The organism is Pseudoalteromonas sp. A41-2, from assembly GCF_015767615.1.
Classification (GTDB): Bacteria; Pseudomonadota; Gammaproteobacteria; order Enterobacterales; family Alteromonadaceae; genus Pseudoalteromonas; species Pseudoalteromonas lipolytica.
In genome coordinates, this window is the sequence record NZ_CP065231.1 from 3,515,937 (window position 1) to 3,529,287 (window position 13,351).

The 13,351-nt window shown below is 41.8% G+C and carries 12 protein-coding genes; 6 read left to right on the forward strand and 6 right to left on the reverse strand.

Annotated features, from left to right (window positions below; all coding sequences use genetic code 11):
• Positions 1-17: 17 nt before the first annotated feature.
• The gene (locus tag IT970_RS15800) at positions 18-1,163 is read right to left on the reverse strand and encodes a DUF1624 domain-containing protein (protein ID WP_036973634.1); all 1,146 of its coding nucleotides are present in this window, start codon (positions 1,161-1,163) and stop codon (positions 18-20) included.
• A complete protein-coding gene (locus IT970_RS15805; RefSeq protein WP_196857478.1) occupies positions 1,153-3,237 on the reverse strand; it encodes a TonB-dependent siderophore receptor in 2,085 nt (694 codons plus the stop codon). The genes IT970_RS15800 and IT970_RS15805 overlap by 11 nt, the downstream gene beginning before the upstream one ends.
• A 179-nt stretch (positions 3,238-3,416) precedes the next feature.
• Between IT970_RS15805 and IT970_RS15810 the strand changes: the two genes are divergently transcribed.
• Entirely contained in the window at positions 3,417-3,881 is a 465-nt protein-coding gene (locus IT970_RS15810) for an energy transducer TonB (RefSeq protein ID WP_182395884.1), read from the forward strand.
• An 85-nt stretch (positions 3,882-3,966) separates the two neighbouring features.
• Positions 3,967-4,212, forward strand: coding sequence for a DUF3297 family protein (locus IT970_RS15815; RefSeq protein WP_174403901.1), 246 nt, complete (start codon positions 3,967-3,969; stop codon positions 4,210-4,212).
• A 54-nt stretch (positions 4,213-4,266) separates the two neighbouring features.
• On the opposite strand, the gene IT970_RS15820 is transcribed toward IT970_RS15815, so the two are convergent.
• The 4 genes from IT970_RS15820 to IT970_RS15835 all read right to left on the reverse strand — a co-directional run bounded on the left by IT970_RS15820 (position 4,267) and on the right by IT970_RS15835 (position 9,692).
• Complete coding sequence (locus IT970_RS15820; RefSeq protein ID WP_196857479.1) at positions 4,267-5,562, reverse strand: DEAD/DEAH box helicase; 1,296 nt, start codon at positions 5,560-5,562, stop codon at positions 4,267-4,269.
• Between the two features lie 168 nt (positions 5,563-5,730).
• The gene (locus tag IT970_RS15825; protein ID WP_196857480.1) at positions 5,731-6,858 is read right to left on the reverse strand and encodes an alpha/beta hydrolase; all 1,128 of its coding nucleotides are present in this window, start codon (positions 6,856-6,858) and stop codon (positions 5,731-5,733) included.
• Positions 6,859-7,014: 156 nt separating this feature from the next.
• The gene (gene glmS / locus IT970_RS15830; RefSeq protein WP_196857481.1) at positions 7,015-8,835 is read right to left on the reverse strand and encodes a glutamine--fructose-6-phosphate transaminase (isomerizing); all 1,821 of its coding nucleotides are present in this window, start codon (positions 8,833-8,835) and stop codon (positions 7,015-7,017) included.
• A gap of 95 nt (positions 8,836-8,930) precedes the next feature.
• Positions 8,931-9,692: a DeoR/GlpR family DNA-binding transcription regulator gene (locus tag IT970_RS15835; protein WP_036973640.1), complete on the reverse strand. Its 762-nt coding sequence runs from the start codon at positions 9,690-9,692 to the stop codon at positions 8,931-8,933.
• Positions 9,693-9,846: 154 nt separating this feature from the next.
• Here IT970_RS15835 and IT970_RS15840 point away from each other — a divergent pair, with 154 nt between their 5' ends.
• The 4 genes from IT970_RS15840 to IT970_RS15855 all read left to right on the forward strand — a co-directional run bounded on the left by IT970_RS15840 (position 9,847) and on the right by IT970_RS15855 (position 13,285).
• Positions 9,847-10,374, forward strand: coding sequence for a sugar O-acetyltransferase (locus IT970_RS15840; protein WP_036973641.1), 528 nt, complete (start codon positions 9,847-9,849; stop codon positions 10,372-10,374).
• Positions 10,375-10,507: 133 nt separating this feature from the next.
• Positions 10,508-11,047, forward strand: coding sequence for a hypothetical protein (locus IT970_RS15845; protein ID WP_036973642.1), 540 nt, complete (start codon positions 10,508-10,510; stop codon positions 11,045-11,047).
• Between the two features lie 118 nt (positions 11,048-11,165).
• A complete protein-coding gene (locus IT970_RS15850; RefSeq protein ID WP_196857482.1) occupies positions 11,166-12,440 on the forward strand; it encodes a LysM peptidoglycan-binding domain-containing protein in 1,275 nt (424 codons plus the stop codon).
• 92 nt (positions 12,441-12,532) lie between these two features.
• The gene (locus IT970_RS15855) at positions 12,533-13,285 is read left to right on the forward strand and encodes a hypothetical protein (RefSeq protein ID WP_196857483.1); all 753 of its coding nucleotides are present in this window, start codon (positions 12,533-12,535) and stop codon (positions 13,283-13,285) included.
• The last annotated feature ends 66 nt before the right edge of the window (positions 13,286-13,351 follow it).

Below are 13,351 nucleotides of genomic sequence, written 5' to 3' on the forward strand. Positions count from 1 at the left end.
TATCGGCATTTTTCATTTTACAAATACTTAAGCCACGGTTTTTTAGTTTTACGTTTGTATTCACTAAACTTTTTGGTTGGCCAATAGAGTCCAATTATTAAGAGTAAAGTAATTAACCAAACACTTGATATATCACTTACCCCAAAATAGTGCCCTTGGTTTGCCCCCCATATCAACATACCGACTTGATACATGGCGAGCAGCACATACAGGTGTAATATATAAAAAAACATAGGCACAGAACCATAAACGCGCAGCGCATTGGTCACGCGGTTAAGGGGTCGCTCAAACGCCCATAAACCGAGAAACATCCCCGCCAAGGTTATCAATAAAAAGTTTAATGATGGCGGATACTTCGTTACATTGAATACCGACATGATCGTTTCTGTGGTGGTGCTAAATGTTTGCCAAGGCAGCGTTTCACCATAAATATTAAAACCACGCAGTACCGCGAATAATCCTACACATAATAGTGCTAACAGCAGCAATGCTCGTTTACGCGACTGCGCTTTTTGCGTATGTGCATATAGTGGCCCTGCGCAATAACCCAGTAAAATCACACCAATCCACGGCAATACAGGGTAGCTAATTTTTACGTCAATTAAGCCACCTTGTGATAAATAACCTCGATCATGCAAAATCGTCCACAGCGAATAACCAAACTCATCGGGCGTGAAACTGATTGGAGTAAGTAAGTTATGGCCGAATACAATCACTAAACCAAGGACGAGTAATACCCTCTGAGGTAGCTTTATAAGTAAAGCAAGCACCAACATACACAAGCCAATAGCCCACATCACTTGAAGCCAAATCGTGTGGTAATACCCCATCCACGAAAAGCAAATTAACGTTACTTCAAGCGCAATTAAAAACAGCCCTCGTTTAACTAAAAAGCCGCGAGCAGAGCGTGCGACACCCGTTGCTGGGTGACTGTACAACCACGCCGACAGCCCCGTTAAAAAGATAAAGGTTGGTGCACAAAAGTGGGCCGCAAAACGACTCCAAAATAAGCTGGGTGAAGTAACATCAACGTCCATCGGATCAGACACTTGCATATGCAAAAAGAAGCGTTCTCTGACATGATCTAGGAGCATAATTAAAATAACGACCCCCCGCATAATGTCGATACTATGAATACGACTTTTAAGCTGCTCAGAAGTCATAGCTCACCCCCAGTTTAAATTGCGTTGGCGCTCCAGGATAAGCCCACAGTGCATTGTAGCTACTGGCAATATATTTTTCGTTAAAGATATTATCGACATTTAGTGACACGGTTGTTTGCTCTGTTGCACGCCATTTTGCGAATAAACCCACTAATTGATAGCGTGGGATGCGAAAAGTTAAATCGGCTGGGTCCCCTAAACGATCTGACACATATTGATAATGCCCCCCGACCTTAAGCTCTTGAGAAAATAGTGTCAGATCATGATTAAAACTTGCAGAAAAGTTATTCTTTGGCACGTTAACAAGCGGGCTGCCCTTTGGAATAGGCACTATCCACTCAACATTTAAACTGTCTGTTGCTGTCTCAGCGTCAACATAGGCATAAGATAGGTTGTACTCAGTGTTCGCGCCCAGTGAGCCTGTTAAATCAAGCTCAACACCTTTACTTTTGGCTTTGCCTATTGGGGCTGAATACCCCACATTAACAGGATCTGCCACCAGCATATTGCTCTTAGTCGCATCAAATATTGCCACTGTACCAGTGATTTTTTCGCTGCTAAATTTCACACCGACTTCGAACGAGTCACTCTCTTCAAAGCCAAATGGCTTACCTTCAGCGTCGGTGCCACTTAGAGGTAAAAAACCCTCTGAGTAACTTGAGTACAGATTAATGTTATCGTTTAGCACGTACACCATACCAAAACGTGGGCTAATACGATTTTTTTTACTGTGTGATGCAACGCCCGACTTCGTTTCGAAAATATCTTGTTCTATTTCATCAAAACGTAACCCAACCATCACTTTTAGGTTGTCAGTTATATCTAACTGATCTTGTATATAAAGACCGTAAGCACGTTGTTCCTCATTGTTCTCATATTGCATACCCATTTCAGGGCCTTCGATAGGCGTGTAATCTGGCTCATGGATATCAATTGTATAAGTGCCATAACCACCGCGGTAACGATATAACCCTGTACGTAACTCGTATTCATATGCATCAGCACCGAATAAAACATGATTGGTAATACTTGCAATATCAAACTGACCGCTCAGCTCAAAACGCACGGAAACATCCTCAGATTCATAATCTCGATAGCGGTGCTGGCGCGTTAAGGTTGTTCCATCATCAAATAATGATTGGCGCGATGGCGATAATTCTGCATCTGAAGACTCACCAGTTAAAGTGGCTGCACGATAATTAGCACCAGCAAGTAATGACCAATCATTATTAAAATTATAGTTATAGTTGAGTTGATGGCCTCTGGAGTGAACTTTTGTTGGCGCATCATTTGGGTTACCTAAAAAGCGTGACTCCGGCACAGTCTCAATATTGCCATTAAGAATCACAACCCCTCGGTCGTACATTTGTTGTTGGTCAACATATTCAAACTCATAGGTGAGCGATGAGTTATCAGTCACTTGATAGTAAAGCGAAGGTGTAATCACTAATTTATCGTGGTGCACATAATCACGAAAACTATCGCTGTCTTGCCACGCACCATTAATGCGAAATGCTAAATCATCAGTCACACCATTGGTATAATCACCTTGAACTCGCTTATATTCATCACTGCCCAGTTCAGCCTTAAACTGGCCTTGTTGGTAAAACTGTGGCTTTTTAGTAATAATATTAATAGTACCACCCGGTTCAGAACGACCATAAAGCGCAGAGCCAGGCCCTTTTAACACCTCAATGTATTCAATATTCGAGACATCTCTTGGCCCTGCAAAGCCTCTTCCACCACTAAAGCCATTAATTAAATACCCCGAAGGCATGTTTTCATTACCAGACAAACCGCGAATAGAGTAGCTATCCCACAAGCCCCCTCCATTATTTTTACGGCTAATACTGGCAGAAAAATCGAGTGCATCACGAAACGTGGTAATACCGTTGTCAGTGAGCATATCTTTACTTAAGGTCGTGATCGATTGCGGTAGCTCTTTGGCGGGTATATCCCCCCGAAACGCTTGCTTGTGTTCAATAGTAATAGTTTCTATATCACTGTTATCAGTCGCATTCACAGCCGTGCTTATTACAACAGCTAAACTAAGGGGAAGGGTTGAAAACGTCATAGGTTGGTACTTCAAAAAGATTAAACGATTATTTGTTATAAAATAACACAAATAATCGTATTGATATAGTATAACAAATCATTTTGTTGCTGTTTTATACCCACACCACTTATTTACATCCGGCTTTTTTATCTTTAGTATTTATCGGTGAACAAAAAATAAACATGTTACGGATGACTATGTACAAATCGCTATTCGCACTATCACTGGCTTGCACATCTGTAAGCGCATACGCCAACCCAGACTTATCACGTAAAGTACCGTTTGTGGATATTCAAGCACAGGTACTTGATACCTCAGCCGGTGAGCTAACATGGCAGCGACTGCAGCAAATTCCAAATGTTCAATACCCTCGTGAGCTTTTAAATAAGCAAGGCAGTGGCTGCGCGATTGTTAATTTTAAAGTCACACCACAAGGCCAAGTAAAAGCGATAAATATTGAAAAATCTGCACCTAAGCGATACAGCAAAGAAGTCAGAAAAGCCGCAAGGAAAATCGTCAGAGACTGGCGCTGGCCAGAGCGCACCGATGAGCAGGTGGTTGATTTAACCATGCGTTTTGACTACTGCCTAACCCATGATTTCGATAAAAAGAGTGATGCCATTGCACAGTGTATAGATCATTCAGCGCAAGCGTGTGAGTAAACAACAAATTTGCACCACTGATACTTGAGCGAATGCGCGGTATTGCCTACAATGGCGCACAATTTATTCAATGCAGATCGCAACTATGACCGATACAACAAAACCAGCACTACCTGATCAACTTTCTATCAACCCACGTAGCAAATTTTATGTAGAAGAAGTATTCGAACATGAAATTGGTGTAAAACTAAACGGTAAAGAGCGTTTTGACGTAGAAGAATACTGCATCAGCGAAGGCTGGATCAAAATTGCAGCACCTAAAGCACTAGACCGTCGCGGCCAGCCATTACTTATGAAAGTAAAAGGCACTGTTGAGGTTTTTTATAAGTAAACTCTGTCTTACTGTAAATGAACAAGCCGACTTTCGTCGGCTTGTTCATTTTTGTTACTTACGACGCCAGCTACTCCAAACATCGTCTTCTTTGTTCACTTTATTTTTCTTCTTTTTCTTACCCGTGCCTTCCGGTTTTGCCATTGGCTTATCGCTTTTAAGCGCCTGTGCAGCATCAAGGTTTGCTTTATTCACTTCAAAACCTCCCACTTGCTCTCGCTCCAAGCGTAACTTATTTTTCTTTTCGATGATTCTAAAGTGATGAAAGTCTTCATAATCAATCAGTGATAACGCTAAACCCACTTCACCAGCACGGCCACTTCGACCAATGCGATGCATGTAATCAGCGGGGCTGCGCGGTAAATTAAAGTTAATCACCACTGGCAGTTTTTCAATATCTAAACCACGGGCAGCAATATCAGTGGCAATTAGTACGTCAATTTCACCCGCTTTGAATTTCTCGATTACGCGTGTACGCTCGCTTTGGCCTTTATCGCCATGGAATACTTGTGCGTTAATACCGCGTTTTTCTAGTTTATTGGCTAAGTGCTCACAGTCTTTTTTGGCGTTCACAAAAATAAGTGCTTGGCGCCATTGCTGCTGTTTAATTAAATGCGCTAAAACGGTGGTTTTCTCGCCTTTATTTACCGTGAATACACGCTGCACCAAGGTGCTTTCATCTTTGTTTTGTAATTGAATCTCAAGCGGATTTTTTAACAGCTCTTGCGTTAATAGCATTACTTGCTCAGGGAACGTAGCTGAAAACAACATCGTTTGCTTTTTAGCAGGCATTAACGCCAACAACTCAGCAAGCTCTTCTGTAAAACCAAGGCTCAATAGTCGGTCAGCTTCATCAAGCACTAAGGTGTTTACTTTATCTAGCTTAATGGCATTGCTTGAAATTAAGTCGAGCAAACGCCCAGGAGTTGCCACAATAATATCGGCACCGCCGCGTAGTGCCTGCATTTGTGTATTAACCGACACCCCACCAAATACAGCCATCGTTTTAATCGCGCCATTAAAATAAGCAGAATACGATTTAACATTATCAGCCACTTGCGTTGCAAGCTCACGCGTAGGCACCAAAATAAGCGCCGATACATAGTTACCTTTAGCATCTCGCTTTAATGCACCCTGTGATATTTTTTGCAATATAGGTAGTGCAAACGCCGCTGTTTTACCTGAGCCCGTATTCGCTCCTGCAATTAAGTCATATCCCGCCAAGATACTTGGAATTGCTTTTGCCTGAATAGGTGTAGGCTGGGTATATTCAAGATCAGACAATCGAGCAACTAGCTCTGGAATAAGGCCAAGTGCATTGAAATTACTAGGGTTTGAGGCTGAGGTCATAAAGGTGCGGGCTCATTACTAAAATAGCCTGCAATTTTAACGCATTTATTGCCCGGTAAGTAGGGATTAGTGATTTAAATACCTTTTAGATAATAGCCACTGGTTTATGATAATTGCTCAATATTAAAAGAGGCACTTAAAAAGCCAACAACTAAGTTGGCCATATTATTAACTCTTACTCAACTGTGCTTCTAACCTCATTTTGGTCTCTTTTAAGTAATCTAGATAAGGGTAAGTGTCATCTGCGGCCGCTATTGCAGCTTCGATTTGAACCAGAGCTTGTCGAGTATTACTTTGCATTTCATAGCCATATGACAAAGCTGACAGTGCATACGCTGATTTAGGATAGTTTTTGATATTGTACTTAAACACCTCAATAGCCCGCTCAAATTGCTGGTTATCCGTTAAGCTGTAACCTAGTAGCCTAACAGCACGGTCTGGTGGCGCTATTTGCTCGCCCCATTGCTGAGATAAGCGTTGATAATAAGCATCAATTGATGAAACATCATCGCTCAATGCACTCAAAGGCATCTGTTTAGATAAAAATAAGCCATGGTAAGCATTAAATGCTCCGGCAGCTGAGGTTAAGTTATGCGAAACGCCAGCAAAGGCGTCGCTCTTAAAACGCAGATTTTGCACCTTACTATTTTGCATAGTTTGCTGCATCTCATCGTATCTTTCGCGCATAATGCCGGCTTCTTCACCGATATTCATATATACATAGCTGTTGATACTGTTGGCTTTAGTAACAAAGGTTTTTAAGCTCTTAGCCGGAGCGCCATAGTTCCACCATACCGCGGGGCTATAAGCAATATGCGCTTGAAATAGCTCTGGCTTAGCCTGCATAGCGTAAAGAGCAAATACACCAGCAGCGGAGGCTCCCGCAATAACGCTATAATCATGAGTGCGATACTGTTTATTAACCAGAGGCATCAGTTCTTGCTCTACGAAAGCTAAAAACTTTGCTGCACCACCGCCCTCGCCAACGGGTCCTTGCGGTTCTTTGTTCACTGTGGGATAAAAATCCCTAAGTCGATTGGTGCTTTCAATCGCGACTACAATCACCTCTGGCGCTTGGTCATCTTGTTGTAAGCGCTCAAGCACAGCATTAATTAATGGCACATTACCAGCCCCATCTAAACGATATATAACGGGATATTTCTTATTTGGATGAGTTTGATAGCTTTTCGGTAATTGCACAACGACAGTGCGCTGCTCATTAAGCATACTTGATTCAAAAGTATGCGTTTGTTGGCTGTAATTTATAACAGGCTCATCTGCCGCTGGTTGAGCCATTACATGGTTAGTACAGAGTAAAAAACCGCTAATACAGAGTAACTTAAATAATCGCACGACTTATCCTTGAGATGCTGGTAATTTTTTAAGCTAACAGAATTACAGGTATAAAAAAAGGCGCCTAGAACGCCTTTTTAAAAATTCAATTAATTGATTTTACTCAACTGTCACCGATTTCGCTAGGTTACGTGGTTGGTCTACGTCGGTGCCTTTAATCACCGCTACGTAGTATGAAAGTAACTGTAGTGGAATTGTATATACAACTGGTGCAATCACATCATCAACATGGTTGACGTTGATCACACGCATGGTTTCGTCAGATTCGAAGTGTGAATCTTTATCTGCGAATACATAAATAATACCGCCACGAGCACGCACTTCTTCTACGTTTGATTTAAGCTTTTCAAGTAGCTCGTTGTTGGGTGCTACAACAATAATTGGCATGTCGGCATCAATTAAAGCTAGCGGGCCATGTTTAAGCTCACCTGCTGCGTATGCTTCCGCGTGAATGTATGAAATTTCTTTCAGCTTAAGCGCACCTTCCATCGCGATTGGGTATTGTGAGCCACGACCTAAGAATAGTGAGTGATGCTTGTCGGCAAATTCTTCTGCTAACTCTTCAATGCCATCCGCTAATAACAATGCTTCTTCAAGCTTGTTAGGGAGTGTTTTAATTGCATTGACAATTACACGTTGGTCAAGGCCTTTTTCTTGCGCAATAGACGCTGTTAGCATTAGTAAGCCAACAAGTTGTGTTGTGAAGGCTTTCGTTGATGCAACGCCAATTTCGGCACCCGCTTTCGTCATAAAGGCTAAATCAGATTCACGTACTAAAGATGAACCCGGTACGTTACAAATGGTCATCGATGCCATGTAACCTTGTTGTTTAGCTAATCGCAATGCAGCTAGGGTATCAGCTGTTTCACCTGACTGAGAAATAGTGACTAATAGGCTGTTTTCATGCACAAATGATTCGCGGTAACGGAACTCAGACGCAATCTCAACGTTACAACTCACACCCGCAAACTGTTCAAGCCAGTAACGCGCAACCATTCCTGAGTGATAAGACGTACCACAGGCAATAATTTGTACGTGTTTTACATCTTTAAAGATTTGCTGGGCACTGTCGCCAAAGGCATCAATCGCTACAGTGTCATTAACAAGGCGGCCTTCAAGTGTATTACGAAGCGCAAGTGGCTGTTCGTAAATTTCTTTCAGCATGTAATGACGATATTCGCCTTTACCTGATGCATCTTGGGTGATGTTTGATTCAATCACTTCACGCTCTACAGCTTCGCCATTCGCATCAAAAATTTCCACGCTATCACGGGTAATACGCGCTACATCACCTTCTTCAAGGTAAATAAAGCTGCGTGTAACAGGTAGTAAGGCAAGTTGGTCAGATGCAATAAAGTTCTCACCAAGACCTAAACCAATCACCAGTGGGCTACCTGAGCGCGCTACAATGATTTCGTTGTCGTTCGCTTTATCGAAAACAACAGTACCAAATGCACCTTCAAACTGCTTAACTGCAGCTTGTACTGCTGCTAATAGCGTGTCATGTTGCTGACGTAACTGGTGAATAAGGTGCACCATTACTTCGGTATCAGTTTCTGATAAAAACTCATACCCATCGCCTTTTAACGCTTCACGTAGGCTGGCATGGTTTTCAATAATACCATTATGAACAAGGGCAATTTCGCTTTTTGAAATATGCGGGTGCGCATTGGCCTCTGTTACACCACCATGCGTTGCCCAACGCGTATGTGCAATACCGGTAGTGCCATTAACAGCGGCATTATTAAGTGCAGCTTCTAAGTTTGCAACCTTACCCACTGCTTTAACTGTGTTTAGTTCATTACCTTTAAGTAAAGCCACACCTGCTGAGTCATAGCCACGGTATTCAAGGCGCTTTAAGCCTTCAACAAGAATTTTATTTACTGGGCGTTCTGCAACAGCCCCAACGATTCCACACATAATCTCTCCTTTTGCACATGCCAAAGTGTTTTACTTTGGGCAGTATGTGTTGTCATAAAATTTATGTAATAAGGTGTTGTCGGTCTTATTACGGGTTATTCAATGTCTGCACAAATCAGCTGCACACCACATTTTCTTATCGCCTCGCGTTTCTCTTCGCTAAGGTTGTTGTCTGTGATAAGTGTGGTAATTTGCTGCCAAGGCAGTTCTAAATTCGGTATTTTTCGGCCTATTTTATCTGACTCAACAAGAACAACGACTTCACGAGCCGATTCAGCCATTACTTGGCTAAGGCCCACTAATTCATTAAAGGTCGTTGTGCCTCTATCTACATCAATGCCATCGGCACCAATAAACAGTTGGTCAAAGTCATAAGAGCGCAAAACGTTCTCTGCAACTTGGCCTTGAAACGATTCTGAATGCGGATCCCAGGTGCCGCCGGTCATCAATAATGTCGGTTCGTTTTCCAGTGCTAATAAACGGTTAGCGACTTTAATGGCATTTGTCATTACTACTAGGCCACGTTTACTTGCAAGCTCAGGGATCATGGCAGCCGTTGTGCGACCACTGTCTATGATCACTCTGTTATGATCTTTAATAAGGCCCGCAGCCGCTTTAGCGATTGCGATTTTACGTACTGAGTCTTCTTCATCACTCACAATCTCTTGCGGTAATGCAATAGCCCCACCATAGCGGCGCAGTAATAAGCCACTTTTTTCAAGCGCTGTTAAATCTTTACGAATGGTCACTTCGGAGGTTTGAAACTGCTCAGCCAGCGCTTCAACGGCTACTTCGCCAAGTTCATTAACCTGACTTAATATTGTATGACGACGTTGTTGAGTGTTTCGTTTTGTCATTAACCTGATCACATAAGTTTCGTTTCGAAAGTTACGGGATTTTAAACGAAACAATATAAATGGCAAGTGAATGTTTTATAACCCCACTAAGTTTATTTTGATCTCTGACTTTTACGCGATAAGCTATCTTTAGAATTTACTTAGACTGATCACCATGAAAGAGTTTAATAGCCTAGATAAATCCCTGATTGAACAGCGTAAAAACGCACATGAGATTTGCCGTTTATTTGCCAAAAGTCCCAGTAAAGGCAATTTAAAACGACTAAAATGCATGTTTGCTCAGTGTGGTGAACAGGTCGTTATTGAAGCGGGTTTTCATTGTGATTATGGCAGTGGTATTAAAATAGGTGATCGAACCTTCATAAATATTAACTGTACTGTGCTTGATGCGCCGCTATCTGATGCACAAATTACCATAGGCAATGACTGCTTAATTGGCCCTAATGTGCAAATTCTTGCAGTATCGCATGCAGTAACCCCTACTGAGCGTTTAGCTAAAGCTAATTTTGCAGCGCCGATTAGTATTGGCAACAATGTATGGATTGGTGCTGGTGCGATTATACTTGCAGGTATTAAAGTTGCTGATAATGCCGTAGTTGGCGCAGGGGCAATAGTTACTAAAGATGTCGCGGCAAATACCCTAGTAGCAGGTAACCCCGCAGTGAAGATTAAAGACCTTTAAAAATTACAATATAGCGATATTAAATTGAGCACACATTGTCGGCTAACCTGCCAATTTAGAACATTTTCTTACAATTAGAACTCACCAAGATTGATATTATTGTACCCATTACAGTTAATGGATTAAATTCAATATGAAATATCTCGGCTTAGCACTTTTTGCACCACTTGCCTTAATTCCTTCTACAAGCTTTGCAGGGGTTTATGACAACCCTAATATAAACCTGTTTGTGAAGTCAGAACGTAATAGCACTGACTCAATCACCTCGGCAGGTGTCGAATTTATGGCTAAAAATAACAACAGCAATTTTGGCGCAGCATTGACAACAGCACTTGGGTCAGCTGAAGTGTTTACTAAAAAAGGTGATCGGGAGACATTTTTAACCCTCGATACTGGCATAAAATTTGGCTATTTCAGTGACTTTTTTGTCTATGGCGAAGTGGGCTTAGATTTAATTGAGCTTGCTTTCTACGACGACCGAAAAGACCATGACTATAACGACCGCTTCGATGACGATAACAATAGTATCGATGGCTATGTGGGTGTTGGTATAGGCGTGGACTCTAAGCCATTCAGAATAGAGATCTATGCCAGAGCCCGAGAAATAGACAGCCGCTATTGGGAGGCACAAAACCATGGTTATGCTGGGTTACAAGTTAGTATTTCGTTTTAATTTCAATTGGGTGAGAGAGTTAGCACGTTGTTAATCTAATGGTCATTTTTAGCTCACCCTATGTTAAGCTTAGGCGCTTTAGTTTACCCGCACCTAAGTTAACGGAGTATTTTAATACGTGTTTTTAAATCGATTTTTAGGCCTTGTTGTTTGTCTTATTGTAACAGGCTGTCAGACTGCCCCTGAGTCTCTTACTGAAAAGAAGCCCATAATTAAGGCAAATCCAGATACTGTGGTTACAGAATCTAAAACAGAACAAGTAGATGCGGTGCCACCGCTAAAACCAAGTGAACTTGAAGATGTGTGGCAGCGTATTCGCGTTCAACTGCAGTTTAGCGATTCAAGTCATCCTGATGTACAAAAGCGCATTGCTTGGTACCTTACTCATCCGAATTATATGGAAGAAATAAGCCGTCGGGCAGCGCCGTATTTGTATCATATCGTCACAGCAGTAGAAAACCGTGACTTACCCATAGAACTTGCCCTAATGCCGCTTATAGAGAGCGATTTTGATGCCAGTGCCTATTCGCACAAGCATGCATCGGGTTTATGGCAACTCACTCCTTCAATTGCCAAATACTTTAAAGTAAAAATTACTCCTTGGTATGATGGTCGCCAAGATGTGATTGACAGCACACGTGCAGCTCTCGATTTTATGGAGTATCTTTATAAACGCTTTGATGGCGATTGGTATCATGCTATTGCTGCCTACAATATCGGTGAGGGGCGAGTGTTACAAGCTATTGCTCGTAATCAGAAGCAAGGTAAACCAACCGATTTTTTCAGCTTAAAACTGCCATCACAAACTCGCCAATATGTGCCCAAGTTGCTCGCTGCGGCACAGTTGCTTAAACATCAAAAAATGGTCTTTCCGTCGATTAAAAATGAAGAAGCAATTAGCATCTTGCCTGTGTCAGGGGCTGTGATCTTAGCTGACAAAGCAAAATGGCAAGAACTCGAAGAGTTAAACCATGGCGTAATTCGCTACCCTGCAGTAATAGATGCGCCACATATTGTGGTACCAAAAGATCAACAGTCGACTTTTAAAACACTGTTAGCAAATCAGAAAAGTAATGATTACAGCCAGTGGCAACATTACACCGTAAAACGCGGCGATAGCTTAAGCGTGATAGCAAAACGTTATAAAGTGACTGTCAGCCAGCTTAAAACCTTTAATAGCTTAAAAACGAACATTATTCGCGTAGGTCAAAAACTCATATTACCGCATTTAGCTGATCAACAAATTGAGTACAAAGTAAGAGCAGGCGACAGCTTATGGAAAATAGCAAAGCAATACAAAGTCAGCATAACAAAACTAAAGCAATGGAATAACCTTTCTAGGGATAGTCTAAGAGTAGGCGAAAAGCTCACCGTATTTATCTCAAATAGTTAATACCAAATCAGGGAGTTTTACTCCCTGTCTCTTTTATATATCCAATTAAAGTTGTATCTTTAGTAGTCTATAAAAATAACAACGACAAAGTCATGGATAATCAACAAAAGGACGTCACCGAATCCACTCTTGAGACACATCAGCAAGAGGCAAGCGATGAACACCAACCAAAATCAACCACGGCAAGCACTAAACCCGACGACTCTAAACAGCCTAAAGCTTGGTTTACCAATGAGCGCCTAAACCTCTTTCTCGCACTGTGTGCCATTATTATTTCAGCAGCGTCTTTTTATGCCACATACCTGCAAGCAAATGCTGCAGAACGACAAGTAAAAGCCGCCACATGGCCTTGGCTTGAAGTTATGACGGGGAATTTTGATGAAGAAAAAAATCTACCTGAAATCACCTTTGTACTCACTAATTCAGGATCAGGACCTGCGATAGTAAAGTATGTGAAGTATCACTATAACGACCAATCATATTTAGATATCTATAAAGTAATTTCTGCATGCTGTTTTGATACACAAGCATATGAAACACAGCTACAAACTCTGCAAGATGATTCTCCCAACATAAATATTTTCGAAGCATTTGGCTGGATTATGACGAGTGCCAGTGATAACCGTTTACTGGCATCTGGCAGCGAACTTAAACTTTTTGGTTTCAAGCGAACGGGATTTAATGAAACTCAATGGGACAAAGTAAACAAGCAACGTAATAGCATCAAAACCGAGATCTGCTATTGCTCTTTACTAGAACAATGCTACCTAAGCGATGGCCGCGCAGATGTAAAAGAAATAGAACAGTGTGATATATCAAGTAATTCGCCAGACACAGCGCCGTGAATGTTAGGGGTTATGTATGAAGGGCATATTAGATATTTTCAGTACTCAAGTGCCTCCACGCCCTAA

What these genes read in the sequence shown, in the direction of transcription:
- IT970_RS15825 (WP_196857480.1), bottom strand. Translation starts at nt 6,858, where the DNA reads ATGGCTCAACCAGCGGCAGATGAGCCTGTTATAAATTACAGCCAACAA.
- IT970_RS15810 (WP_182395884.1), top strand. Translation starts at nt 3,417, where the DNA reads ATGTACAAATCGCTATTCGCACTATCACTGGCTTGCACATCTGTAAGC.
- IT970_RS15855 (WP_196857483.1), top strand. Translation starts at nt 12,533, where the DNA reads ATGGATAATCAACAAAAGGACGTCACCGAATCCACTCTTGAGACACAT.
- IT970_RS15815 (WP_174403901.1), top strand. Translation starts at nt 3,967, where the DNA reads ATGACCGATACAACAAAACCAGCACTACCTGATCAACTTTCTATCAAC.
- glmS (WP_196857481.1), bottom strand. Translation starts at nt 8,835, where the DNA reads ATGTGTGGAATCGTTGGGGCTGTTGCAGAACGCCCAGTAAATAAAATT.
- IT970_RS15845 (WP_036973642.1), top strand. Translation starts at nt 10,508, where the DNA reads ATGAAATATCTCGGCTTAGCACTTTTTGCACCACTTGCCTTAATTCCT.
- IT970_RS15805 (WP_196857478.1), bottom strand. Translation starts at nt 3,237, where the DNA reads ATGACGTTTTCAACCCTTCCCCTTAGTTTAGCTGTTGTAATAAGCACG.
- IT970_RS15840 (WP_036973641.1), top strand. Translation starts at nt 9,847, where the DNA reads ATGAAAGAGTTTAATAGCCTAGATAAATCCCTGATTGAACAGCGTAAA.
- IT970_RS15800 (WP_036973634.1), bottom strand. Translation starts at nt 1,163, where the DNA reads ATGACTTCTGAGCAGCTTAAAAGTCGTATTCATAGTATCGACATTATG.
- IT970_RS15820 (WP_196857479.1), bottom strand. Translation starts at nt 5,562, where the DNA reads ATGACCTCAGCCTCAAACCCTAGTAATTTCAATGCACTTGGCCTTATT.
- IT970_RS15835 (WP_036973640.1), bottom strand. Translation starts at nt 9,692, where the DNA reads ATGACAAAACGAAACACTCAACAACGTCGTCATACAATATTAAGTCAG.